Consider the following 24475-nt stretch of genomic DNA (forward strand, 5'->3'; position numbering starts at 1 on the left):
TCCCTGTATGAATGCAGCATCCCCCCGCATTCGACAATCCGTTGCACTGACATCCCTGAGGCAACATTCCGTGTTGGCCTGACCGATACTTTGCCGCAAGGCGTGATGGTTCGCCGCCAGCGCTTGCGTGCGGTGCGCGTGCGCTTTTGGCGCCATGATTTGTCAGGGAATCCCCACAGGCGGCAGTCCGGTGGGACAGGGTCGTCACGGGGCGCTGGTACAATGTGTGTTTTCGCCTGCCTGTATTGGAGCCCACGTGATGGATACCGCCCGCCTTTCCCGTTTCGTCAGCGACCTGTGGGACGCCGAGATCGTGCCGAAGCTGACCGATTACATTCGCATTCCCAACAAGTCGCCGATGTTCGACAAGGATTGGGTGGCGCATGGCCACATGGATGCGGCGGTGAAGCTGATGAGCGACTGGGCGAACAGCAAGCTGTCCAGCTTGCCGGGCGCCACGCTTGAAGTGGTGCGATTGGAAGGGCGTACGCCGCTGATCTACATCGAAGTGCCGGGCCAGGGCGACGACACCGTGGTGCTCTACGGCCATCTCGACAAGCAGCCGGAAATGACGGGTTGGTCCGAAGGCCTGGGTCCGTGGACGCCGGTGCTCAAGGGCGACAAGCTTTACGGCCGCGGTGGCGCCGACGACGGCTATGCCATTTTCGGCTCGCTGGCTGCGTTGCTGTCGCTGCATGAGCAGGGTATTCCGCATGCGCGCTGCGTGGTGATGATCGAGGCCTGCGAGGAATCGGGCAGCTACGACCTGCCGTTCTACGTCGATCACCTGGCCGAACGCATCGGCAGCCCGTCGCTGGTGGTGTGCCTGGATTCGGGCTGCGGCAACTACGATCAACTCTGGCTGACCACCAGCCTGCGCGGCATGACCGGCGGCGAGCTGAGCGTCGAAGTGCTGACCGAGGGCGTGCATTCGGGCGACGCCTCCGGCGTGGTGCCGTCCAGCTTCCGCATCCTGCGCCAATTGCTGGAGCGGCTGGAAGACGCCAACACCGGGCGTATCAAGCCGCAGGAACTGTATGTGGAGGTTCCGGCCGAGCGCGTGGAGCAGGCGCGCAAGTCGGCCGAGGTGCTGGGGGCGGACATCTACGACAAATTCCCGTTCGTCGAAGGCATGCAGCCGGTGACCGAGGACTTGGGCGAGCTGGTGCTCAACCGCACCTGGCGCCCGCAGCTGGCCGTGACCGGCGTGGACGGCATGCCACCACTGGAAAGCGCCGGCAATGTGCTGCGTCCCAAGACGGCGGTGAAGCTGAGCTTGCGCGTGCCGCCGACCCTCAGCGGCGCCAAGGCCGGCCAGTTCGTCAAGGAACTGCTGGAAAAGGATCCGCCGTACGGCGCCAAGGTGAACTTCAAGCTGGAAAAGGACGGCAGCGGCTGGAATGCGCCGGCGCTGTCGCCGTGGCTGTCGCAGACCGTGTCCGAGGCTTCCGAGCATTACTTCGGCGCACCGGCGGCCTACATGGGCGAAGGTGGCAGCATTCCGTTCATGGGCATGCTGGGCGAGAAATTCCCGCAGGCGCAGTTCCTGATCACCGGCGTGCTGGGCCCGCACTCCAACGCGCACGGCCCCAACGAGTTCCTGCATATCCCCACCGGCAAGAAAGTGAGCATGGTGGTGGCCGAAGTGGTGGCCAGGCATTACGCGCAGGGCGCCAAGGGCTGAGGCGTCTTTCTCCCTCTCCCCTGCGGGGAGAGGGGCGGGGTGAGGGGCCAACCTCTCGGGGCGCTTGAAAGAAGCGAAGAGCGCTCGCTTGAATGTTTTCGCGAGCACCCGCCCCTCATCCCAGCCTTCTCCCCGGAGGGGAGAAGGGGCCAAGGCGGAGCACCCGCCCTTCACCTCAATCCTCTCCCTCAAAGGGGCGAGGAGGCGAACGCAAAGAGCCGTACTCATGGATCACTCCCATCTCGCCCACAACTGGGCCGATATCCGCCATCGCGTGGCGGAAGCCTGCCGCGCCGCCGGGCGCGATCCGTCCGAGGTCAGCATCCTGCCGGTCAGCAAGACCTTCGGCGCTGACGTGGTGCGCGAGGCGGTGGCGCTGGGGCTGCATCGCTTCGGCGAGAACAAGGTGCAGGAGATCCGCGACAAGTCCGGTCCGCTGGCCGACTGCGGCATCGACTGGGTGATGATCGGCCACCTGCAGACCAACAAGGCCAAGGACGTGGCGCGACTGGCCAGCGAGGTGCAGTCGCTGGACCGCCCGGAACTGGCCGAGGCCTTGCACCGCCGCCTGACCCTGGAAGGCCGCAGCATCGACGTACTCGTGCAGGTGAAGACCTCGCGCGAGGACAGCAAGTACGGCCTGCCGCCCGACCAGCTGCCGGCCTTCCTGGACAGCCTGCGCCAGTACGACACCTTGCGCGTGCGCGGCCTGATGACCCTGGCCATCCACACCGACGATCCGGCCGAGATACGCGCCTGCTTCCGTCAGTTGCGCGAGTTGCGCGATGCCGAAATGGCCCGCGGCCACGACATTCCGCGCCTGTCGATGGGCATGAGCGGCGATTTCCCGCTGGCCATCGCCGAAGGTTCGACCGAAGTACGCATCGGCACCGCCATCTTCGGTCGCCGGCCGTATCCGGATTCGTATTACTGGCCCGAAGGCAGCGGGCAGGGCGACATATCTGGCTGAATATGAATGGCTGGAGTGTGAACCGGTTGTCGATTGTTCGTGAACGACAGGGTTCAGTTAACTCCATCCGAACAAGTCATCCACTTCCCTTTGCTAAGTTCACTCCTTCATCACGGTCGTCGCACCATGCGGGCGATCGGAAGTCAGCGATTACACTGGGATTTCCCGCATGCTCTTCAAGCGATTGACCGCTTCTGCCGTGCTGGTGTCGGCCTTGCTCGCCAGCGGCACGCTGTTTGCTGCGGGTACGGTCGGGGCCACGGCCGACATGGCCGCTGCCCGGGCGTCCGCCCCGCTGATGGATGCCTTGCCGATCTTCAACCCGGCCACGAAGCTGGCGCAGTCGATGATCCCCAGTGGCCCGGTGGCCTTGCCGGCGTCCGCTGCGGATGACCAGGCACTGGATCTGCGCAAGACCCTGATCAGCCTGGCCATGAAGCTGCGCAACAGCCCGTACGTGCGCGGCGGCCACAGCCCGTCCACCGGGTTCGATTGCAGCGGTTTCGTGCGTTACGTGTTCGCCCATGCGCTGGGCCTGGAGCTGCCGACCAACTCCGCCTCACAGTTCCACGTGGGGCACAAGGTCAAGCGCGACCAGATGAAGCCGGGCGACCTGGTGTTTTTCCGCACCGCCGGCCGTCACGGCCACGGCCGCGTCTCCCATGTGGGCATTTACCTCAGCGGTGGGCGCTTCATCCATTCGCCCCGCCACGGCGAAACCGTGCGCGTGGACAGCCTGCAGGAGGCCTACTGGGCCAAGCGTTTCGCCGGCGCCAAGCGTCCGGACGCGATGGCCGAGATCGACTCGATGGCCGCTCGCCAGGGCTGATTCGCCTGTCTCGCATCGCTGGACGAGGCCGCCATCTGGCGGCCTTGTCGTTTCCTTTTCCGGTTTTTGCGCCCCTTCGTGGCGTGGCGAATTGTCGCGGAGGGGTGCGTAGCCGTCCAGGCGACCGCATGACGCATGAGGGTACACCCGGCTACCCTTGCTCCATCGCTCCCGGAAACCTTGCATGCCCTTCAACCTGCCACCCGTTACCCGCAACCTGCTGATCGCCAATGTGCTGGTGTTCGTGCTGCAACTGTTGCTGCATGACCAGACCAGCCTGGCGCTGACCCAGCATTTCGCGTTGTGGCCGCTGGGGCCGGATGTCACCGGTGCCACGCCAGACGGGCATGTCATCACTGCCGGTTTCCGCATCTGGCAGGTGGTCACCTATGCCTTCATGCATGGCGGCTTCACCCACATCCTGTTCAACATGTTCGCGCTGTACATGTTTGGCGGGGCGATCGAACAGACCTTCGGCGCGCGTCACTTCGTCATCTACTACTTCGTCTGCGCGATCGTGGCGGCGCTGGCGCAACTGCTGGTGGTGAAATACTTCACCCACGGCTTCTATCCCACCATCGGCGCTTCCGGTGCGATCTTCGGCCTGCTGTTGGCGTTCGGCATGCTGTATCCGCAGGAGAAGGTGATGCTGCTGTTCCTGCCGGTGCCGATGCCGGCGTGGCTGTTCGTGATCGGCTACGCGGCAGTGGAGTTGTTCATGGGCGTCACCGGCACCGAGGCGGGCGTGGCGCATTTCGCGCACCTGGGCGGAATGGTCGGGGGCATCGTGCTGATCCAGTACTGGCGCGGCAAGTTTCCGATCAAGCCGAAACGGCGCCTGATGCGCTGACCGTGGCGGCTGCGGCGTGTCGCCGCGGGGCGGGCTGATCCATGTCATGGCGGGGCTGCGTGGCGGCGGCGCATGCTGCGCGGGTCATTCCCGCCACAGGTATCCATGCCCATGTACACGTCTGCCACGCTGAGCCAGAACTCCACGCACATCTTCGATGCACGCGGCATCGCGCGGCGTTTCCGTCATTCGTCGATCTTCGCTGCGTTGGGCGTGTTGCAGCCGGGCGAAGCCATGCGCTTCATCAACGACCACGATCCGTTGCCGCTGATCGCCCAGTTGAACGAGCGCTACGGCGACGTGTTGTCGGTGAACTATGTGCAGCGCGATGCCGAGCTGGTGGTCATCGATTTCGGCGTGACTGGCTGAGGCGCGATCATGTCCATGCCCGGTTTTTTCGACCAGGCCCCGGTGGTGTGCGTGCGTGACCGGTTGGCCGACCTGCTCGGCGCGGCGGGCGACGGTGTGATGGAATACCACTACGCCGACGCGGTGCGCCTGGCCGGGCATTCGTGCCCCACCGTGGCCGGTGCCTATCTGCTGGGGCGTACCGCGCTGATGACGCTCTATCCCGGCGAGATACCCGAGCGCGGCGGCGTGAGCGTACGCATGCCGGCACCCGTGGATGACGGCGTGACCGGCGTGACCGCACAGGTGCTCACACTGCTGACCGGTGCGGCCGCCGAAAACGGTTTCCATGGCCTCGGCGGTCAGTATGTGCGCAGCGGCCTGCTGGATTTTGCCGAGAGCGTCGAGGGTGGCCCTATCCTGTTCCGTCGCAACGATACCGGCGCCGCCGTGGCGTTGACCCTGGACCTGTCCAGCGTCCCGCCCGATCCCGCCCAGCGGGCCTTGCTGGGCCCGGTGCTGCAGGGCAATGCCGATGCCGCGCAGCAGCGCGCATTCGGTGTCGCGTGGCAGGGACGGGTGCGACGGCTGTTGCTGGAACACGCCGATGATCCGGCGGTGATACGGGTTGAGCGTCGGTGAGGGTACGACAAAGGCGGGCGCCGGTGACTCGTTGGCGCCTCGACTTCGTGTCGCCTCGACCTTCGTCACAGCCGCGAAAGCGGAAATGACGGTGAGGAGTGCGGTGCGATGAAAAGCGGGGGCGAGGCGCGCTGGCGCACCGCCCGCTTGGGTCAACAGTGCTCAGCGAAGCGCCAGGAAGTCCGCGCTGACCACGAAGCGCACCGCGTCCAGGCGTAGCCGCGATTGTGGCAGAGCCTCCAGCAGGGCGGTGCGCTCGTCGGCGACGGCGGTGATTTCCGCTTCGCTGATCGACGGGTTGACTGCGTGCAGGGCACGCAGGCGTGACAGTTCCGCATCCAGCATCTCGGTGGCGAGCACGGTGGCCTCGTCGATGACTGATTGCGAGCGCAAGGTGGCAATGGCTTCGCTGCGCTCCAGCATCGGCGGCACCAGCTTGGTCAGGAATTTGCGGTAGCGCGCCACTTCGATGTTGCGGTCGGCGGCCTTGCGCAACGCGACGTCGCTGGGACGGAAATCAGCACGCTCGGCAAGCCGGGTGTCCACGGTCACCGTGATCGGCTGGGTCGGCAGGAAGCGTTCGGCATCGAGCTGGCGGTGGGCCACGCATTCAAGCAGGTAGACCGCTTGCAGCAGGGCGGTGCGCGGTGGCAGCGCGTCGTCGACCATGAAGGCGGCGTTGCCCTGTTCGCCGGAAAGAGCCAGGTCCAGCGCACCGGCCACCAGCGGGTGGTCGAGCCGCAGCAAGGGCAGCTCCTCGCGCGCCAGCGCCACGTTACGCGCGAACGTCGCCGATTGCGGGCCCTCGGCGAAGCCGGGCAAAGCATCGGTGGACAGGTATTGCGGATCGAGCAGCAGCACCTGGCCACCGAGTTCCTCGGCGTGGATGCCGAAGGCTTCCAGCAGGCGTTGCACGAAGGCATCGCGGGCCGGATCGATGTCTTCGCGGCGGAATGCCTGGCCCAGTTCCTCGGCATGCAGGTCGCGGTTGGCTGCCAGTTCCAGCAGGTGGTCGCGGCCGGCGCGAATCAGTTCGGCCAATTGTTCGTGGGCGGCGCGGGTCTCGGCCAGCAGCGCTTCCAGTTCCTGGTCGCGGCTGCCGGGGCCGCGGGCGTGCTCCTCGGCCAGTTGCGTCAGCGTGCTGCCAAAACGGCGCAGCAGTTCGCGGCCGTCGGCCGGGCTGGCGCGGAAGGCATCCACGCCTTCGTCGTACCAGCGGGCCAGCACGTGTTGTGCGCTGTCGGCCACGGCGAGAATGTGGATGGCGATGTCGTGGCTTTGGCCGATGCGGTCGAGTCGGCCGATGCGTTGTTCCAGCAGGTCGGGATCGAGCGGCAGGTCCCACAGCACCAGGCGGTGCGCGAACTGGAAGTTGCGTCCTTCCGAACCGATTTCCGAGCACAGCAGCAGGCGCGCGCCATCGGGCTGGGCGAAGAAGGCCGCGTTGCGATCGCGCTGCATGATGCCCAGGCCTTCATGGAAGCGCGCGATGCCGGCGCCGGTGCGCGTGCGCAGCGCTTCTTCCAGCGCAAGTACCTTGGCCTGGCTGCGGCAGATCAGCAGGAACTTGTCTTGCGGGTATTCGTCGAGCAGGGCGACCAGGGTTTCGAGCCGCGGATCATCCGCGTAGTCCAGTTCCAGCACGGGTGCCGGTTGCTGGATGTCGGCGTGGAATTCGGCAAGCAGTGCTTGCCGGGCATCCTCGCTGACTTCGTCCGATTCGGTGATGTGCCATACCGGCTGGCGCTGCGGGAAGCCGCCGATACCGGCACGGCGGTTGCGGAACATCGCGCGGCCGGTGCCGTGGCGATCGATCAACGCATCAAGAATCGTCCGCGCGTGGGCGGCCTTGGTGGTGTCGGCCAGGCAGGCGAGCAAGGCATCGTCGCCGGCGAACAAGGCGTGCAGATGGGAGAGCTGCTCGGCGTCCTGGGCTTCGCCGTCGAGCAGCCGATCGGCGATGCGCGACAACGGCTGGAAGCGATCGGCTTCGGCCAGGTAGGTGTCCAGGTCGTGGTAGCGCTGCGGATCGAGCAGGCGCAGGCGGGCGAAATGGCCGCTGCGGCCGAGTTGCTCGGGGGTGGCGGTGAGCAGGATCACGCCGGGCGTCTTCGCGGCCAGCTGTTCCACCAGCGTGTAGCGCGGACTGGCGGCTTCGGGCGTCCACTCCAGATGATGGGCCTCATCCACCACCAGCAGGTCCCATGGGGCATCGAGCAGTTGCTGTGCGCGTTTCGCGCTGGCCTGCAGGAAGCCAAAGTCGGCGATCACCATCTGCTCGTCTTCAAACGGGTTGCTGTCGTTGCCGGATTGCTCCAGCGCTTCGCAGCGCTCTTCGTCGTAGATCGCGAAGCTGAGGTTGAAACGGCGCAGCAATTCGACGAACCACTGGTACACCAGCGTGTCGGGCAGCAGCACCAGCACGCGCGAGGCGCGACCGGCGGCGAGCTGGCGGGCGATGATCATGCCCGCCTCGATGGTCTTGCCCAGGCCCACCTCGTCGGCCAGCAACACCCGCGGCGGCCGCCGCGCGGCGGCGGCGCCGGCCACGCGCAACTGGTGCGGCACCAGCCCGATGCGCGCGGCGCCGAGTCCCCAGGTGGGCGAGCGGCGGGCGTCGGCACGGCGTTGCAAGCCTTCCAGGCGCAGCTCGAAGTGGCTCACCGGATCCGTGCGGCCACCGGTCAGGCGCTCGTCGGCCTGGCTTACGCTTTGTTCGTCGTCGAGCTGGCCTTCGTGCAGTTCGCGACCTTCACCGCGATAGATCAGCAGGTCGTCCTTCACTTCCACCCGTTCGACCAGGAAGGCGACCCCCTTGCCGGCCACGCGTTGTCCCGCGCGGAATTCGGCCCGAACCAGTGGTGCCGAGTCGATCGCGTAGGGGCGCAGCACGCCAGCCTTGGCGAACAGCACCTGCACGCCGCGTCCTTCGACGCGCAGCACGGTACCGAGGCCGAGTTCCGGCTCGGCGGTGGAGATCCAGCGTTGACCAGGTACGAACATTGCACAGCCGTGGAGTTTCAGGGGTCGCCGATTATCCGCTCCCGGTCGCGTGGTGGGAACCGTTGCGTGTCGCCGGCCCTCTTCAGGCTTCGGCCCATTGCCGCAGCAGGTTGTGGTAGGTGCCGGTGAGTTGCAGTACGGCGTCGGCATCGGCGCCGGTGGCGGTGAGGCGCTGGATCGAGGTATCCAGTTCGAACAGCAGGCGGCGGCGACCGTCGTCGCGGATCAGGCTTTGCACCCAGAAGAACGAGGCCAGGCGCGCGCCGCGGGTGACCGGTTGCACGCGGTGCAGGCTGCTGGACGGATAGATGATGGCGTCGCCGGCGGGCAGCTTCACCTCGTGTTCGCCATAGGTATCGCTGACGATCAGCTCGCCGCCGTCGTAATCGTCCGGTTCGCTGAGGAACAGCGTGCAGGAGATGTCGCTGCGCAACTGCTCGCCGCCCGGCAGCGACATCACCGAACCGTCGACATGCATGCCGTATTGGCCACCGCCTTCGTAGCGGTTGAAGCGCGGCGGCAGCGTGCGCAGCGGCAAGGTGGCGGCATGGTAGAGCGGGTGGCGTGCGAGTGCGGCCAGCACGATGTGGCCCAGCTCGGCGCGCAGTGGCGAAGCATCGGGCAGCTGCCGGTTGCGTTTCACCAGTGCGCCCTGCACGCCGACGGTTTCGCGGCCATCGGTCCAGTCGGCGGCATCCAGCGCCTGGCGCAGCTGCACGACCTGGTCGTGATCGAGGATGGCAGGGATGTGCAACAGCATGGCGAGGGTCCTCAACGCGGCAAGCCCTCCCCGCTTGGGAAGGGCTTTCGAGTTTGCCTGAAACCGCAGGTGACAGCCTGACTCGGATCAGAAGCGGATGTTGGCGGTCAGCATGCCCGAGCGTGGCGTGGCCGGGGTGTAGCGGTAGCCGCTTTTGTTGATCGCCGCCACGTACTTCCTGTTGAACAGGTTGTACAGGTTCAACTGCAGGTCGATGTGCTTGTTGAGCGGATAGCTGGCCATCGCGTCGAACACCCAGTAGGCACGGGTGAAGGCCGGTGTGCCGATGGCGCCGTCGGTACCGCGCTTCATCTCGCCGGAGTAGCGCGCGCCGCCGCCGATGGTCAGGTTGAACGGCAGGTGGTAGGTGGTCCAGGCGGTGAAGGCGCTCTTGGGCGTATAGGCCAGATCGCTCGAACCGTCCTCGGACACGTTCGGGCCATCGGTGACGGTGGCATTCATGAGGGTATAGCCAGCGCTGACCGCCCAGTTGCGACTGATCTGGCCGACTGCGTTCAGCTCGATGCCTTGCACGCGCTTCTTGCCAACCTGGTAGTACAGCAGGTCGGTCGGATCCTGCACGACCTGGTTGGTGACCACGGTGCGGTACAGCGCACCGGTGAGCAGCAACTGGTCGTCGAGCAGGTTCCACTTGGTGCCGATTTCGGTGGTGCGGGCTTTTTCCGGGTCGAAGATCGGGTTGTCCGCGCTGTTGGCCGAGGAACTGAGTGACAGGCCGTTGCCGCCCGGCGGCTCCTGCGAGACGGCGAAATTGGCGTAGATGCTGCTGATCGCGCTGGGCTTGTACAGCACGCCGAGTTTGTAGCCGAGCAGGTTGCCGTTCTTGCTGGCGTCGACGCCAGGCGCGGGGCTGCCGGCCGGTAGGCCACCGCAATCGGGGCCGCGACGGCCACCACACGCCACGATGCTATCGAAGCGGGTGGTGTAGTGGTCCAGTCGCGCACCCGCGTTCACCTGCCAGTGCTCGCCGAATTTCAGCGTGTCGAACAGGTAGGCGGCGTAGGTGTCGGTCTTGCCGCGGCTGGAGGTGCCGGTGTTGCCGTAGACCAGACCGGTGGCATTCCAGCTGGGGTCGTACAGGTTGGCGGGTGACGCCGTGCTGCCGTCCAGCGTGCCGAGCCCGCCGGTGTTGAGCTTCTCCTGGCTCAGCTCGATGCCGGTGCTGATGTCGTGGATGACGCTGCCGGTGGTGAAGCTGGCGGTGAGGTTGGTCTGGTTGGTGACGATGCGGTTGGTCTGGTCCTTGTAGTTCGGAATGCTGCGGACCAGCGACCAGCTGGACGGATCGGCCGGGTTCGGCGTGACCAGGTTGGCCGCGTTGCCCATGAACGAGGTCAGCAGGTAATCCTCATGCGTGCGGCCCCAGCGCAGCGTGTTGTGCAAGGCCATGTCCGGCGAGAAGTCGTGCTCGACGATCACGGTGAACATGTCCGCGGTGACGTGGTCGTGGTCGGCGTCGGTGCCGTAAAAATTGTGCGGATTGACCTGCGGGGCGTTGCCGATGAACGGCCGCGTCGGATCGGGGCTGGAATAGCCGGGCAGGCCGATGGTGGGGACGCCGCCGTCGGGCACGTTGGTCTGCTTTACGTGCAGGTAGTCCAGGTACACGCGGGTGGGCGTGCCCAGGCCGAACGCCAGCGTGGGGGCGATGCCCCAGCGGTCGTTCTTCACGTGGTCGCGGCCGGCCACGCCGCTGTTCTGGCCCATCACGTTGAGGCGGAAGGCGGAGTGGTTGCCGGTGACCTGGTTCAAGTCGGCGGTGGCGCGCTTGTGGCTGCCGCTGCCGTAGGAGATCGAGGCGGAGACGGCGTTGCCCAGCATCGGCTGCTTGCTGACCATGTTGACCGCGCCGGTGGGCGCGGTGCGGCCGTATTCGGTGCCATCCGGGCCCTTGGTCACTTCCACCTGCTCGATGTTGAACACGTCGCGCGAAATCGAACCGAGGTCGCGTACGCCATCCACGAAGATGCTGCCGGAGGTGTCGAAGCCGCGCATGTAGATGGCGTCACCGGTGGAGGTGGTGCCGTTCTCGCCGACGTAGAAAGTGCCCACGCCGGGACTGTTGCGCAGCGCTTCGGTCAGCGTGGTGGCGCCTTGCTGCTGGATGATTTCCTTGCTGATGATGCTGATCGTCTGCGGCGTGTCGAGTAGCGGCTCGGTGAACTTGGACGAGGAGAGTTGATCGATCTTGTACGCCGCCGCGGTGCCTTCCACGTTGACGGCCGGCAGGCGCTTGGCCGAAGCAAGCTGTTCGGGCGTGGGGAAGGTGGTATCGGTGGACGTTGCAGCGGCTGCGGGCAGCGCCAGCGCCAGGCCGGTCATCAGCGTGGCGGCGGTGAGTGTCGGTGCGCACGAACGGCGCGTGACGGGATGCTTGCGGCTCTTGATGAAGTCCATCGGTAAAAACTCCACGGCGTTTCTGGAAAGGGGAAAGCAGGGGGCGCGAGGTTGCGACTTGGCGGCCGGATGGCTGGCGTGTCCACGGATCCCGGCAGCAGGATCCGCGAGCGCGCTGCACTGTCGTCATGGCGCAGGCCGTGTCGGTTCCCCGAGACACGGACGGCGCGACCGTCGCAACGAATCATTCAGTCAATGTTATTTTTAATGAGAATGATTTGCAACACCTTTCGCGTCATCAACCCGTAATGCCTGCTTCCCCACATTCGTGGCGCCCACGAAAAAGGCCCCGCACTCGCGTGCGGGGCCTTTGGTCTGGTCAAGCCGCGACTGGCGTGGCTTAGCCGGAGCGACCTACCAGATCTTCACCTGCTTGTCGCCAGAGCGAACCATCGGATCGGTGGTCTTGCACTGGAACGCCTTGGCGAATGCGCTCATGTCCGACGGGGCGGCAATGGCGCGGATCGATGCCGGCGAATGCGGGTCGACATTGAGGTACAGCTCGGCCTGCTTCTCGCGGATGTTGCCGCGCCACACGCGGGCCCAGCTGAGGAAGAAGCGCTGGTCCTCGGTGTAGCCGTCGATCTTGGTGGCCGCTTCCTGCGGGTGATTCTTCAGCGCGGTCTGCAGGGCGTCGTAGGCGATGTTCAGGCCGCCCAGGTCGGCGATGTTCTCGCCCAGGGTCAGCTTGCCGTTGACGTGCAGGTCCGGCTTGCCCTTGATCGGCGTGTAGCCGTCGAACTGCTCGACCAGCAGCTTGGTGCGCGCATCGAACTGCTTCTTGTCCTGAGGCGTCCACCAGTCTTCGCGGTTGCCGTGGCCGTCGAACTGGCTGCCCTGGTCGTCGAAGCCGTGGCTGGACTCGTGGCCGATCACCGCACCGATGCCGCCGTAGTTGATCGCGTCGTCGCCGTGCGCATAGAAGAACGGCGCCTGCAGGATCGCGGCCGGGAAGTTGATGGTGTTGGTGCTCGGATCATAGTAGGCGTTGACCGTCTGCGGGGTCATGCCCCATTCCTTGCGGTCGGTGGCCTTGCCGATCTTGCTGATGTCGTAGTGGTAGTTGTACTTGCTGGCGGCTTCGAGGTTGGCGAACCAGTTGCCCTGCTCGATCTTCAGGCCGCTCCAGTCACGCCATTCGCCCTTGTCGGGGTAGCCGATCTTGGGCAGGAATTCGGCCCACTTGTCCAGCGCCTTCTTCTTGGTCGCTTCGCTCATCCAGTCCAGGTGCTCGATGCGATCCTTCAACGCGTTGCGCACGTTGGTCACCAGCTCTTCGGCGCGCTGCTTGGATTCCGGCGGGAAGTACTTGGCCACGTACAGCTGGCCCAGGCCCATGCCCATGGCGCCATTCACCGAGCGCAGCACGCGCTTCCAGCGCGGCTTCTGTTCCGGCTGGCCGGACAGGGTCTTGCCGTAGAAGTCGAAGCGGTTGTCCTCGAACGGCTTGCTCAGCGCGGACGAGGCGCTGCTGATCAGGTGGAAGCGCAGGTAGGCCTGCCACTGCGACACCGGTGCGCGGGCCAGCAGCTTGTCGAACTCGGCGATGAATTTCGGCTGCGACAGCGAGAAGCCCTTGTCGATGGTCACGCCCTGGGCGGCGAAGAACTTCTGCCAGTTGAAGTGCGGGCTGATCTTGTCCGCTTCCTTCAGGCTGACGAAGTGGTACTGGTTGTCGAGATTGCGCATCTCGGTGGGAGCCAGCGAGGCCTTGGCCAGCTCGGTTTCGAACTTCATCACTTCGCCGGCCTGCTTCTTGGCATCGGCGGCGGACACGCCGACCAGCTCCAGCGACTTGGCGATGTAGGCCTCGTACGCGGTGCGGATGTCCTTGTACTGTGGCTTGAAGTAGTAATCCTTGGTCGGCAGGCCCAGGCCATCCTGGTACACGTAGCCGATCTGCTTGGTCGCATCCTTGAAGTCGGCGCCGGAGCCGAAGCTGAAGATGTAGCTGTCACCGTTGTTGAAGCTGGTGTCGATGAAATTGGCGATGTCGGCGCTGTTCTTCAGGCCGTCGATCTGCGCCAGCTGCGGCTTGATCGGGTCGAAACCGGCCTTGTCGATGGCCGCTTCATCCATGCCGGCGGAGTACAGCCAGCCCAGTTTCTGTTCGGTCGAACCGTCCTTGGCGCTGGCAACGTTCTTTGCGGCGTTCTCGAGAATCTGGTGCTGCTCGTCCATGCTCTTGTCGGCCAACTGGTCGAACGCGCCCCAGCGGGTGCGGTCGGAGGGAATCGGGTTGGCCGCAACCCACTTCGCGTTGACGAAGGTATTGAAGTCCTGGCAGGCCTCGGTGGGCGCGCCCAGCTCGCTGACGTCGAACACGCTCTTGGGCGCGGCGGCGGCCGTGCTGGCTGCGGCAGCCGGCGCGGCGGCGGTCTTGGCCGGAGCCGGGGCGGGCGCGGCCGCCTGCTCGCTCTTGCCGCACGCGGCAAGCGCCAGGCTCAGGCTGGCGGCCAGCGCCAGCGGCTTCAGATACTGCTTGGTCATGGGTATCCCTCTGATAAATAGCAATGTGATTTGCCCGTAGGCTTCCTGGTTCGCGCGGACCGTGCCGGTGGGCCTCCCCCGCCCGCGACCATGACCGCTCACGCTAGGTCAAAGGTCATGGGGAGCCCAGTGTCAAAGGTCAGGGGTGGTTTCGGCAACCAGGGCCAGCCAGGCGCGGGCGGCTGGCGAAACCTCGGCGCCGCGACGCCAGGCCAGCACCATCTGCCAGCGCAGGTCGCGGCCGGACAGCGGCACGGCGACCACGCCGCTGAGCGAACGCTCCTCCACGGTCAGCCGCGGCAGCAGGGCGATGCCGCCACCGGCGGCGACCAGCGCCAGGATGAAGTCCACTTGCGCGCTGTGCACGGTCTCGCGCGGCGCCACGCCGTGGCGGGCACAGGCGTCGCGGATCAGCCGGTTCAGCGCGAAGCCTTCCTCGAACAGGATCAACGGCGACTCGCCCAGCCACTCCATGCGGAAGCGGCGCGCCCGTGCGCGAGGATGCGATTGCGGCAGCAGGGCCAGCATGGGTTCGTCGCAGACTGGCTGGCAGTCCAGCCCTTCGCCGACCGGACGCAGCGTGGCGGCGATTTCCAGCTCCCCGGCCAGCACGGATTGCTCCAGGCGCCGACTGCCGTGTTCCAGCAGGTGGATGTCGATTTGCGGATGCTGTTCGCGGAAGCGTGCCAGCAGGGGCGCGAACAGCACGCTGCTGCCCAGCGGCGGCAGGCCCAGTCGCAGTTCACCGCGATGCAGGTTTTGCAATGCGTCCAGCTCGGCGCGCAGATGCTCGGTTCGCGCCAGCATGGCCAGCGCGTGGCGATGCACGATCTCGCCGGCCTGGGTCAGGCGCACGCCGCGGCGGTCGCGGTCGAGCAGGCGTGTGCCCAGTTCGTCTTCCAGTTGGGCGATGGCCTTGCTCAGCGTGGGCTGGCTGGCGTGGGCCGAGCCGGTCGCGCGGGCGAAGCCACCGCGACTGGCCACCTCGGTGAAATAACGCAGGCTGCGCAGGTCCATGATGTATTCCAAAAACGAATTGAAATGATGGAAACAATTCATTTCCATCATATACGGGATGGCCATAGGCTGGCGCCATGAAAACGCTCCATGCCCGCATGCGCCTGCTTGATCGTCGCCATCCCCGGCTTGCCCTGCTTGTGCAGGTGTTGCTGCTGGTGGTGCTGTGCGCCGTTTGCGAATACGTGGTGCGTGCGTGGCGCCTGCCGGTGCCGGGCAGTGTGCTGGCGCTGGGCGTATTGCTGCTGATGCTGGCGTGCGGCGTGGTGCCGATGTCGAGCCTGCGTCGCGGCGCCGACTGGCTGCTGGCCGAGATGCTGCTGTTTTTCATTCCCGCCGTGATGGCGGTGTCGCAGCATGCGGCGCTGTTGCGTGCGGAGGGCGTGCGCATCGTGGCGGTGATCCTGATCGGCACCGTGCTGGTGATGACGGCCACGGCCTTCCTGGTCGATCTGGTCTGGCGCTGGAGGCAAAAACACCATGCGCAGTGAACTCGCCTCGCTGGCGTGGCTGGCGGTCACGCTGGGCGGTTACTACCTGCTCAAGCCGCTGTACCGGAAACGACCGCGCTGGTGGACCTCGCCACTGTTCACCGTGCCGGTACTGCTGATCGCGTTGGGCCTGCTGTTCGGCATGAATTACCCGGTGTATATCCGCGACACGCACTGGCTGGTGCTGATGCTGGGGCCGGCGACGGTGGCGTTCGCGCTGCCAATCTGGCGTTATCGCCGGTTGATCCGCCAGCACTGGGCTGCGTTGCTGGCCGGTGTGCTGGGTGGCAGCACGGTGGCGATGAGCAGCGCGTGGGGACTGGCCACATTGTTTGGTTTGAGTGGAAGCCTGCGCCTGAGCCTGGTGCCGCGTTCGATCACCACGCCGCTGGCGATGCTGGTGTCGGCCGATATCGGCGGCGTGCCGGATCTGACCGCGCTATTCGTGGTGATCACCGGCGTGGCCGGCATCGCGTTGGGTGAGTTGTTGCTGAAATACCTTCCGCTGCGTTCGGCGCTGGCACGCGGCGCGTTGTTCGGTGTCGGCGCACATGGCGCCGGTACCGCCAAGGCCTGGGACGTGGGAGCCGAGGAGGGCACCATCGCCAGCCTCGCGATGGTGCTGGCCGGCCTGCTCAATGTGCTGGCTGCACCCGGGGTCGCCTGGCTGCTGCGCTGAACGGTGCTCTTACTTCCTCTCCCCCACGGGGAGAGGATTGAGGTGAGGGGCGGGTGCTCGCGGGAGCGCTTCGCAAGTGAGATTGCCGCAAGAGCGGCCCCTCACCCCGGCCCCCTCCCTGACGAGGGGAGGGAGACAGGCAGTTGGCGCAGCTCTGCCGCGTTGAGTCGCAACACCGGGTACGCGCCAACACGCTGCACCGTGTACCACGGCGAGCGCTTGTAGAAGAATTCCAGACGTGCGCGGCTGCTGGCGGCGAAGGCCGGATCGTCGTGCAACTTCTTTTCGAATTCGGCTTTGAGCGCCGGGTTCTTCGCGATCATCTCGCGCGCCAGCTTCTCCAGCACGCGCGGTTCGCCGTATTCCTTCGCCTCGAAGATCGCATTCAGATAGCCCCAGTGCAGCAACGAGTCGGGTGCCTGCGGTTCGAGCAATTCGATCGCCACGTTGGCCGCGCGCTGATCCATCGGCACGATCACCGAGCCGGGCGCCAGGGTGACGGTGCGTGGTGCCGTCGCCAGCGTGAAATCGCGCAGCATCAGGTGGCCTTCGAATGACCGGGTCGCCCAGCGCGGATCGTCGAGCTGGTAGCCCTGCGCGGTCATCGTCAGCGGGTGGTCGATGCGCCGGTAGGCAATGCCGTGTGCTTTCAGCCGGTCGATGATGACCGTCCACTGTGCCGGCACGACATAGGCCGCCGGCGGGGTGATCGAGAGATCCGGCAACAGACGGTTCCAGTTCTGGATGGTGTAGTTGCGCGGCGTGTGCGGGTCGTACCGGATCCAAATGTCGTTGGAGATGTCGCTGTGGGTCTGGCTGAAGGCGTAGCCCTTCAGCGTGTACGACGTGGGCACGGGATCGAGCTTGAAGGTGAGCGGTACGCGTGCCGCAGGATTGTCGGCGCGGGCGATCACGTCGGCATCGGCCTTGTGCGTGGCGGCGAGCAGGGCGGCCGGGTCCCGGTTGATGTCGGCCAGCATCAATTCGACCAGATCGTAGACGGCCTTCACGCGCACGCCGTAGGGCTTGAGCATGTGCGTTTCGATCAGCAGCGCGGGCCGGTTCTGCAGCGCCGCGTAGCCGGTGGAGAAGCGCGGGCCGGAGCCGAAATTCGCGATGCCCTTGCGCGGGTCGCGACCATCCTTGAACTCCAGATAGATCGAAGCGAGATGGCCGCGCTTGTCGTAGGCCGGCATCACCGTGTCGGTGAGCTGCTGCTGCCAGGACGCCACGGCGGGATCGAGCTTGTGCGGGTCTTCGGTGTACCAGGTCAGGTCGTACTGGTAGTCGGCGCCGTCGGTGGCATGCACGTCGACCAGGAAATTCGGCTGCCACGTCTGCCACAACTTCAGCCACGCGCGCATTTCCGGTGCGTCGGCCTTGATGTAATCGCGATTGAGGTTGAGGTACTGCGATTGCCCGCGAAAGCCCATGCTGGCCGGGCCATTCTGGTTGATGCGGTTGTAGGGCGAGGAATTCGCGTGGCCATCCACGCTGAACACCGGGATGTAGACCAGCACCACATGATCAAGCAGGTGCGGATACTTGCCGGTGATGGCGAAATCGCGTAACAGCATCAGGCCGGCATCCTTGCCCGCGATCTCGCCCGGATGGATGCCGGCCTGCACCAGCACGACAGCCTTGTGCGCGGCGCGGGCCGCTTGCGGAGTGAACGTGCCATCGCCGCTGGCGATCACCACCGTCATCGGCCGGCCTTCCGGCGTGGTGCCGAAGGTTTCCAGATGGATCTTGCCGGGCGCGGCCTTTTGCAATCGTTGCAGGTAGGTCAGCGTATCGGCATAACTCGGCGTGGTACGGAAGTGTGCCGCCTCGGCCGGGGTGATCCAGTTCGTGGACGCGAACGTGGTGGCAGGCACGCATGCCGTGGCAAGCATGAGCAATGCGGTAAGCGGCCATTTCGGCATGAGGTTCCCCGGCACTGGCGTGAAAGACGCAGGCATTGTGGTGGGAGCGCTCCCTGTGCGCGCATGCCTTTCGTCGTGGTGACGCTCGCGCGCAGCGCGCCGGCTACAGCAGGTGATCGGGGTGGCGGGCAGGCGCGGGCAGGGTGTCCGGCGCCACGGCACCACCGGAAATGATGAAGGCCATCGCCTGGTCCATCGTCCAGTCGGTCGGCGTCAACTCGTCCACCGGCACCAGTTCGAGATAGCCGCCGGTGGGGTTGGGCGTGGTGGGGATGTATACCGCCGCCATCTCGCGGCCGGTGCCTTCCTCGACCATGGTGCGGGTAACGAAACCAACCACCTTCATGCCGCGCCGGGGGAAATCGATCAGCACCACGCGCTGCATGCCGCCGGGCTTGTTCTGCAGCACCGTCATCAGCTTCTTGGTGCCGCCGTAAATCGTCTGCACCAGCGGGATGCGGTGCAACAGTCCGTCGAAAGCATCGAGCACGCGCCGACCGATCACCCGGTGCGCCAGCCAGCCGAGCGTATACAGCGCGGCCAGCGTCAGCAGCAGGGCGAGGATGAAGATCAGCCAGTCCTGGTTCAGCGCATCGGCTGCGCGCGGCGCCACCAGCGCCAACGCCTTGACGAAGCCCGCCACCACCGGCGCGCCGATCCCGGCCAGCAGACCCAGCACGAACTTGAACACCAGCCAGGTCACCCACAACGGGATGAAGGTGAGCAGTCCGGTCAGCAGATAGCGTTTGAGGCGCAGCGGTTGCATGGGGTGGGCACGTCAGGGGGATGGTTCGGCCATTGTAGGCGACGACTGTGGTGCCCTGGGAAAGCCGTTTGGCGGGTGTTTTTGCAAGGAGAGGCTTCAGTCGTGATGTTCTTGCTTGTTCCTGACCCACCGTCGTGTGGATCTTTGGCTGCCGCCGTTTCCAGCGAATTGCTGGAGGCACCGATTGCTTCGAGGGTACAGCTACCGCTTGAAGCAATTTTCCCTGTGCCAGGCCAGATAGGTTGCGTGCGGTCGCAGGTCGGGATTGGCAGGGATACGCAGCTTTCTATCCGGCAGAATCAGCTTGTCCAGATCATCGGGTACGCCATGGGGTGAGAGCAGGATGCTGTAGTCATCGGCGAAGGTCAGCAGGCCTCTATCAAATAGCCAGTGAGCCGTGCCGGTGAGGGCAATGCCATTGCGGACGGTATCGGGGCCATCGGCTTCTACCGAACGGATATGGGCAGCCTGAACTTCAGGGCGACCACCGCCATTGATCAGGCGAAGACCTGTGACCGCACAAGTGTTTGCGTAGGCGTTGCGGACATGGCGCCTGAATGCGGCATCACGAAATTTTCGTTGGCTGACCTGTTCCACGATGGGGTGCACGACATACTCAGGCACAGGTTCTGCCACCCGGTCAGCCAGCTCCCATGGTTGGGGCTGGGCGTACAGGCCGGCTTGTGCGATTCGATCGAATTCCTCTCTGGGAATCAGGCGAACAGATCGACCGAAGGCGCCTTTGTTGGTTGAACCATCCGCTTTTTGCAGAATTGATTCCCGGTACTCTGCACCTTCACGAAACGCGATGGCTTGATCGAACTCCAGGAAGCCGCGCATCTGTGCGTAATGATGATCCGGTCGCGCGGGGTCCTGCGTGATGCCCGCGACTTGAGCGATGGCAAAGTAGGCTTGTCGGCCACCAGCGCGGTTCGGACCAGTGGACCGACGTGGTTCGTAGTAGATGATCCAGTCACCAATAGCCTCTTCGACCTGTCGAAGATAGGTGCGAGGGAAGTGGTAACGGCACTCGATCTGGTCGTCGTAAGCGGAGCTTTCTGAAGCGGTGAATATCGCGTTGGTCATCCTGCCTCCCCGTGTTGCCCAGGTTACCAGGGATAACGCGCTATGGGATTTCACGCGTGGCACGGCATGCCGGACTTGCAAAAGCGGAAGTATCGTGGAGTCCTTCAGGGGCGTTCAGCGAGCTGATGGCGAAGCGGTGCAAGGGATCAAAGTGCACACCACGCTGTGCCCACAGCGCATGTCAGCGCTACACGTGCGGCGCGTGCCGAAACTGGCTCCGGTACAACCGGCGCAATCCGATCAGTGCGACCAGCAGCCAGGCCAGCAGGCTGACGTAGACGCCCACGGCAGGAATCGTCCGCAGAAAATCCAGATGCAGTGCCTGTGCCAGTTCGAACGTGCCCACGGTATACATGCCGATGGGAAACACGATGTCCCAGTCGTCGGTTTCGTAACGCACCGGCACGTGGCGCCAGATGTGGCGCCACAGTTCCAGGATCACCAGCAGCGGAATCCACCAGCTGGCAGTGGCCCAGAAGAACAGGGTGAATCCTTTCACGAACGGCAGCAGGGGCAACAGCGGGCTGGCGGCTGGCGTGTTGATGACCACCAGGCTGCCGGCCAGCGTGGTTACCGCCAGTGCACCCATGTCGATCCAGTACGGTGGCGTGAACTCGCGTGCGCGCATCGGGAAAAACACCATGCGATAGACCACCAGCGTGATGATCAGCAGGTACAGCGCCGCGCCCAGCAGGTACAGGCACAGCGCCACGAACAGCCAGCCGCCGCGCGGCGTGGGTGCGTGGCCGGCGATTAGTGCAACCAGTGCCGCCAATGCCTGCGTGGAGACCACCGCCACCAGCCAGCCGCCGTTGATGCTGCGGGTGAAGCCGGGCTTGAAGCGGGCGGTGATGGTGGCGGCGAAGAACAGGTAGATCAGTGCCAGCCAGAGGACGGCGCCGGCGATCGCCAAGCCCAGGGCCAGCCGCGGACACGACACCACCAGCAGGCATTGGCTGCCGAGCACGCTGGTCGCCGCTGCCAGTGTCAGGAAGCCGGCGCCGCGCGAGGGATCGACGAAATCCGCCACCATGCTGTGGCGAAAACGCGCCAGCCGCAGCGCGGTCAGCACCAGCAGCCAGGCGTAGGCGATCAGGTTGAAGGCGAACAAGGCCAGCGCCAGCCACGGCATGCCGTGTTGGCTGGCGTCGACGGAGACGATGCCGGTGGCCATCACCAGCGCGAAGCAGCCGGGGTCGAGCCGACGTACTCGCCGCAATAGCGCATCCACCACAGCCATCGCACCCTCCATCGCCGGCAACCTCGGTCATTATGCGACCGTGGGCCGGCGCGCCGGTGTGAAGGCGCAGCAGCGACGCGACCCCGGACCCCGCCGTTCGCACTGAGCGTAGCCTGCGCAGCTGGCGGAGTCGAAGTGGGGCCCGCATGGCCAGCGCTTCGCCGTGGGTGTCCTGCGACTTTGGCCTGAGCTCGAAGCCTGCCCCGGACGCGATCCGGGGCGAGCGGTAACAAATGGTCTTCGGACGAGGTGTGATTTTTTTTCGCGCCGTGCGAATCATGGGGTGTATCACGGGGAATACGGATGACATGACCAGCCGCAGCCACCAGCGACAGTTCGAGATACTGCTGCACGAGCATCGCGGCATCGTGTTCAAGGTGGCTTCGGTGTATGCCGTCAGCGCTGCCGATCGCGATGATCTGGCGCAGGAAATCTGCGTGCAGTTGTGGCGATCGTTCGGCCACTACGACGAGCGCCGGGCGAAGTTTTCCACCTGGATGTACCGCATTGCGTTGAACGTGGCGATCTCGCAATTGCGTCGCCGCAAGACGTCGCTGGACAGCCGTGTCGAACCGCTGGATGAACATCATCTGGACAGCATCGGTGGTGGCCAGGTCATTGCCGAAACCGATGAGCGGCTGGCTGCGATGTACGCCTGCATCGGCCAGCTCGATCCGCTCCATCGCGCGCTGATCCTGTTGTACCTGGAAGACCGCAGCTACGCCGAGATCGCCGACGTGCTCGGCATTAGCGAAACCAACGTGGCCACCAAGATCAATCGCATCAAGCAGAAGCTGCGCGGCCAGATGACCGCGCCGGCACCTACCGGAGCATGACGATGGAACTCGACGAGATGAAGCTGGCCTGGCAGACCATGGGACAGCAACTGGAGCGGCAGAATGCGTTGCAATTGGAGCTGTTGCGACAGGGGCGCGCCGACCGCCTGCATCGGCACTTGCGACCGCTGGCATGGGGACAGTCGCTGCTTATCGTGCTTGGCGTCGCCATCATGCTGTGGGGCATCAGCTTCTGGTCGACGCACCTGGGCATCTGGCAGGCGGTGGCTTGCGGTGCCTTCATGCAACTGTTCGGTACCCTGGCGTTTGCCTTCCCGATCCGCTTGCTGGTGATGCAACAAGGCATCGATTACACCGCGCCGGTGCTGGACATCCAGCGCCGCCTTGCCCGGATGCGCGTCTGGCGGGTCAAGGTGGAAGCGCCGGTGTTCGCGGTGCTGGGTGGCGTGGTGTGGATACCGGCCTTGCTGATGCTGGCGCAGTACGAGGCGGACCCCTTCGGACTGAATCCCTGGCAGCACCTGCGCCCTAGCCTCATGCCCTGGCTGCTGTCGAGCGTGGCCGTGGCCATTGGCCTGGTATTCCTGGCCCGTTTCGCGGTGCGACGACTGGGGCACGGTCGCTGGCTGGAGAACGGCCTGGCCGGCAGCGCCATCGTCAGGGCTGAAGCGGCGCTGGAGGAGATGGCGCGCTTCGAGCGGGACTGAAGCCGCCCGTCATTCCGACCTGTGCCAGCTGCTGTCCGAGATATTTCCGGCTGTTGAATGAGCCCCTCCCCCTGCGAGCAGGGGGAGGTTGGGAGGGGGTAACGCTTTGGCTCTCCAAGGCAAAAGCACCCCTCCCCAACCCTCCCCTGCGCGCAGGGGAGGGAGTTTTCAGTCCGTCCATCGAGGCGCACGGACAGTCTTCGCTGAGCTCGGCTCTCGGATTTTTGATACAACCTTTTGATCGAGCTCGACAAGTATTCCGGACAGCAGTGAGCCTGCGCCGGAATGACGACTGGGCAAGCCCTCAGCGCGCCTTTGGCTTCAAACGCACATAGATCTGCTTGCGCACCCGGGCGATTACTTTGCCGGAGGCGGTGACGACGTCGGTCTCGAACCAGCGCAACACCTTCTCGCCGCCGGCGGCTGCCGTGCGCAGTTCGTCGATCACGCCGGGTTCCAGCTTGAAGTGGGCGTAGACGTCTTCATAGCCAGGTGCGACGAAGTCGATCGTGCCGGCCTTGTCCCACACGAAGTAGTCCTTGCCCAGTTGCTGCATCACCAGCAGCATCCAGAACGGGTCGGTCATCGCGAACAGGTTGCCGCCGAACTGGCTCTTGACGTAGTTGCGGTTCCACGGGCGCAGGCGCAACACCACCCTTGCTTCGGTGTAGTCGTCGCTGACCGATTGCAGGCGGATGCTGTTGAACAGGAACGGCGGCCACAGATTCAACAGCCGGCGGAAAGTGGATGCGCGCATGGGGCGGGAAGCGTGTCGAAGTCGCCGGAACGATACCATACCTTTGCGTATGGTGTGCCACTCGCACCGCTTAGAACAACAGCGAAGCCATCCGGCGCCGGTAGCGTCCCACCAGTTCCGCATCATCGAGCGTATTGAACGCCGCCAGCAGGCGCTTTTTCGCGGCACCGTCGTTCCAGTCGCGGGCTTTTTCGAGGATGACGAGGAACTGGTCGAGGCCGGTGGCCGGCTCGTCGCCGAGCAGCAGGCGCACGCCGAGCAGGTCGCGGGCCTCCCAGTCCGTGGCATCGGTTTGCACGCGCTGTTGCAGTTCGGCCAGCGTGGGCGCGTTTTTCAGCGTGCTCGCCAGTTCGAGCTGGCTGCGCAGGCGGACGGCGCGGGCATCGGTGGCGAGGTTGGCGGGCAGGGCGTTCAGTTCGGTTTCGGCGGCGTCGCTTTGACCGGCCTGCATCAGTGCCAGGGCGAGGTCGAGCTTGAGCTCGGCACGGTCCGGCTCGGTGGCGATGGCCTGCTGCAGGCGGTTGATGGCCTGTTCGGGCGTTTCGGCCGGGGCTTCGACGGCGTCGGCGGCATCTTCATCGCCGGCTCCGTCCAGTGGCTGCAGATGGCGCGACAGGAATTCGCGCAACTGGCCCTCGGGCAAGGCACCGGAGAAACCGTCGGCGATCTCGCCATTCTTCACCAGCATCACGGTGGGAATGGAGCGGATGCCGAACATGCCGGCCAGCTCCTGGTTCTTGTCCACGTCGACCTTGGCCAGCCGGAACGCGCCGTTGTATTCGGCGGCAAGCTTTTCCAGCATCGGGCCGAGGGTCTTGCACGGGCCGCACCAGGTGGCCCAGAAATCCACCAGCACCGGGGTGGCCTGCGAGGCCTGCAGGACATCGGTCTCGAAGTTGGTCGGGTCCACGTCGAAGACGTGAGTGGTGGCGGTATCGGTCACGATGGGCTCCGGTAGGCGGGATGCCCGCTGAAGGTCGGGGCGGGCACGAGCATATCAAGGGCTTCGACACATG

Annotated in this window: 21 protein-coding genes; 10 read left to right on the plus strand and 11 right to left on the minus strand. The window is 65.2% G+C overall.

Translation table 11 applies throughout. The annotated features are described in order from the left end of the window. Positions 1–259 precede the first annotated feature (259 nt). From BMY90_RS12915 to BMY90_RS12940, 6 genes are all read left to right on the plus strand, one after another. On the plus strand, positions 260–1684 hold the full coding sequence (locus tag BMY90_RS12915) for a M20 family metallopeptidase (RefSeq protein WP_008213220.1): 1425 nt from the start codon (positions 260–262) through the stop codon (positions 1682–1684). A gap of 226 nt (positions 1685–1910) precedes the next feature. Continuing rightward, on the plus strand, positions 1911–2654 hold the full coding sequence (locus BMY90_RS12920) for a YggS family pyridoxal phosphate-dependent enzyme (protein ID WP_092704494.1): 744 nt from the start codon (positions 1911–1913) through the stop codon (positions 2652–2654). Positions 2655–2823: 169 nt separating this feature from the next. Further along, positions 2824–3483 carry a C40 family peptidase gene (locus BMY90_RS12925; RefSeq protein ID WP_008216148.1) on the plus strand — a complete coding sequence of 220 codons (660 nt, stop codon included), beginning with the start codon at positions 2824–2826 and terminating at the stop codon, positions 3481–3483. Positions 3484–3667: 184 nt separating this feature from the next. Further along, positions 3668–4333 (plus strand): rhomboid family intramembrane serine protease, encoded by a 666-nt coding sequence (locus tag BMY90_RS12930; RefSeq protein ID WP_008216147.1) that lies wholly within the window; start codon positions 3668–3670, stop codon positions 4331–4333. 111 nt (positions 4334–4444) lie between these two features. Next, on the plus strand, positions 4445–4702 hold the full coding sequence (locus BMY90_RS12935) for a DUF2249 domain-containing protein (RefSeq protein WP_037102234.1): 258 nt from the start codon (positions 4445–4447) through the stop codon (positions 4700–4702). 9 nt (positions 4703–4711) lie between these two features. Next, positions 4712–5323 carry a hypothetical protein gene (locus BMY90_RS12940; protein WP_092704496.1) on the plus strand — a complete coding sequence of 204 codons (612 nt, stop codon included), beginning with the start codon at positions 4712–4714 and terminating at the stop codon, positions 5321–5323. Between the two features lie 162 nt (positions 5324–5485). Here BMY90_RS12940 and rapA read toward each other — a convergent pair whose 3' ends face one another. The 5 genes from rapA to BMY90_RS12965 all read right to left on the minus strand — a co-directional run bounded on the left by rapA (position 5486) and on the right by BMY90_RS12965 (position 15011). After that, positions 5486–8326 (minus strand): RNA polymerase-associated protein RapA, encoded by a 2841-nt coding sequence (gene rapA, locus BMY90_RS12945; protein WP_092704498.1) that lies wholly within the window; start codon positions 8324–8326, stop codon positions 5486–5488. Between the two features lie 82 nt (positions 8327–8408). After that, positions 8409–9086, minus strand: coding sequence for a Fe2+-dependent dioxygenase (locus tag BMY90_RS12950; protein ID WP_092704500.1), 678 nt, complete (start codon positions 9084–9086; stop codon positions 8409–8411). Between the two features lie 87 nt (positions 9087–9173). Then, positions 9174–11504 carry a catecholate siderophore receptor Fiu gene (locus BMY90_RS12955; RefSeq protein WP_092704502.1) on the minus strand — a complete coding sequence of 777 codons (2331 nt, stop codon included), beginning with the start codon at positions 11502–11504 and terminating at the stop codon, positions 9174–9176. A gap of 354 nt (positions 11505–11858) precedes the next feature. After that, complete coding sequence (locus BMY90_RS12960; RefSeq protein ID WP_092704504.1) at positions 11859–13994, minus strand: M13 family metallopeptidase; 2136 nt, start codon at positions 13992–13994, stop codon at positions 11859–11861. Positions 13995–14126: 132 nt separating this feature from the next. Further along, positions 14127–15011, minus strand: coding sequence for a LysR substrate-binding domain-containing protein (locus tag BMY90_RS12965; RefSeq protein WP_092704561.1), 885 nt, complete (start codon positions 15009–15011; stop codon positions 14127–14129). 77 nt (positions 15012–15088) lie between these two features. On the opposite strand from BMY90_RS12965, the gene BMY90_RS12970 reads away from it, so the two are divergent. Then, positions 15089–15502 carry a CidA/LrgA family protein gene (locus BMY90_RS12970; protein WP_008211088.1) on the plus strand — a complete coding sequence of 138 codons (414 nt, stop codon included), beginning with the start codon at positions 15089–15091 and terminating at the stop codon, positions 15500–15502. Continuing rightward, positions 15492–16181 carry an LrgB family protein gene (locus BMY90_RS12975; protein ID WP_092704506.1) on the plus strand — a complete coding sequence of 230 codons (690 nt, stop codon included), beginning with the start codon at positions 15492–15494 and terminating at the stop codon, positions 16179–16181. Before BMY90_RS12970 ends, BMY90_RS12975 begins: the two co-directional genes overlap by 11 nt. Before the next feature lie 101 nt (positions 16182–16282). Here BMY90_RS12975 and BMY90_RS12980 read toward each other — a convergent pair whose 3' ends face one another. The 4 genes from BMY90_RS12980 to BMY90_RS12995 form a co-directional block, all read right to left on the minus strand. Further along, entirely contained in the window at positions 16283–18076 is a 1794-nt protein-coding gene (locus tag BMY90_RS12980; RefSeq protein ID WP_425438665.1) for a M14 family metallopeptidase, read from the minus strand. 133 nt (positions 18077–18209) lie between these two features. After that, on the minus strand, positions 18210–18872 hold the full coding sequence (locus tag BMY90_RS12985) for a DUF502 domain-containing protein (protein ID WP_092704510.1): 663 nt from the start codon (positions 18870–18872) through the stop codon (positions 18210–18212). 201 nt (positions 18873–19073) lie between these two features. After that, positions 19074–19958: an HNH endonuclease gene (locus BMY90_RS12990; RefSeq protein WP_008211080.1), complete on the minus strand. Its 885-nt coding sequence runs from the start codon at positions 19956–19958 to the stop codon at positions 19074–19076. A gap of 187 nt (positions 19959–20145) precedes the next feature. Beyond that, positions 20146–21198 carry a tellurite resistance/C4-dicarboxylate transporter family protein gene (locus BMY90_RS12995; protein ID WP_245735041.1) on the minus strand — a complete coding sequence of 351 codons (1053 nt, stop codon included), beginning with the start codon at positions 21196–21198 and terminating at the stop codon, positions 20146–20148. 308 nt (positions 21199–21506) lie between these two features. On the opposite strand from BMY90_RS12995, the gene BMY90_RS13000 reads away from it, so the two are divergent. Together BMY90_RS13000 and BMY90_RS13005 are read left to right on the plus strand one after the other, a co-directional pair. Beyond that, on the plus strand, positions 21507–22034 hold the full coding sequence (locus BMY90_RS13000) for an RNA polymerase sigma factor (protein WP_092704513.1): 528 nt from the start codon (positions 21507–21509) through the stop codon (positions 22032–22034). Between the two features lie 2 nt (positions 22035–22036). Continuing rightward, entirely contained in the window at positions 22037–22702 is a 666-nt protein-coding gene (locus tag BMY90_RS13005) for a hypothetical protein (RefSeq protein ID WP_092704515.1), read from the plus strand. A 304-nt stretch (positions 22703–23006) separates the two neighbouring features. Here the strand turns inward: BMY90_RS13005 and BMY90_RS13010 are convergent, their stop codons facing one another. Next, entirely contained in the window at positions 23007–23459 is a 453-nt protein-coding gene (locus tag BMY90_RS13010) for a DUF4442 domain-containing protein (RefSeq protein WP_008211073.1), read from the minus strand. A gap of 70 nt (positions 23460–23529) precedes the next feature. Further along, positions 23530–24402 carry a thioredoxin gene (gene trxA / locus BMY90_RS13015; protein ID WP_008211071.1) on the minus strand — a complete coding sequence of 291 codons (873 nt, stop codon included), beginning with the start codon at positions 24400–24402 and terminating at the stop codon, positions 23530–23532. Positions 24403–24475 lie beyond the last annotated feature (73 nt).

The organism is Rhodanobacter glycinis, assembly GCF_900114325.1.
GTDB classification, from domain to species: Bacteria; Pseudomonadota; Gammaproteobacteria; order Xanthomonadales; family Rhodanobacteraceae; genus Rhodanobacter_A; species Rhodanobacter_A glycinis.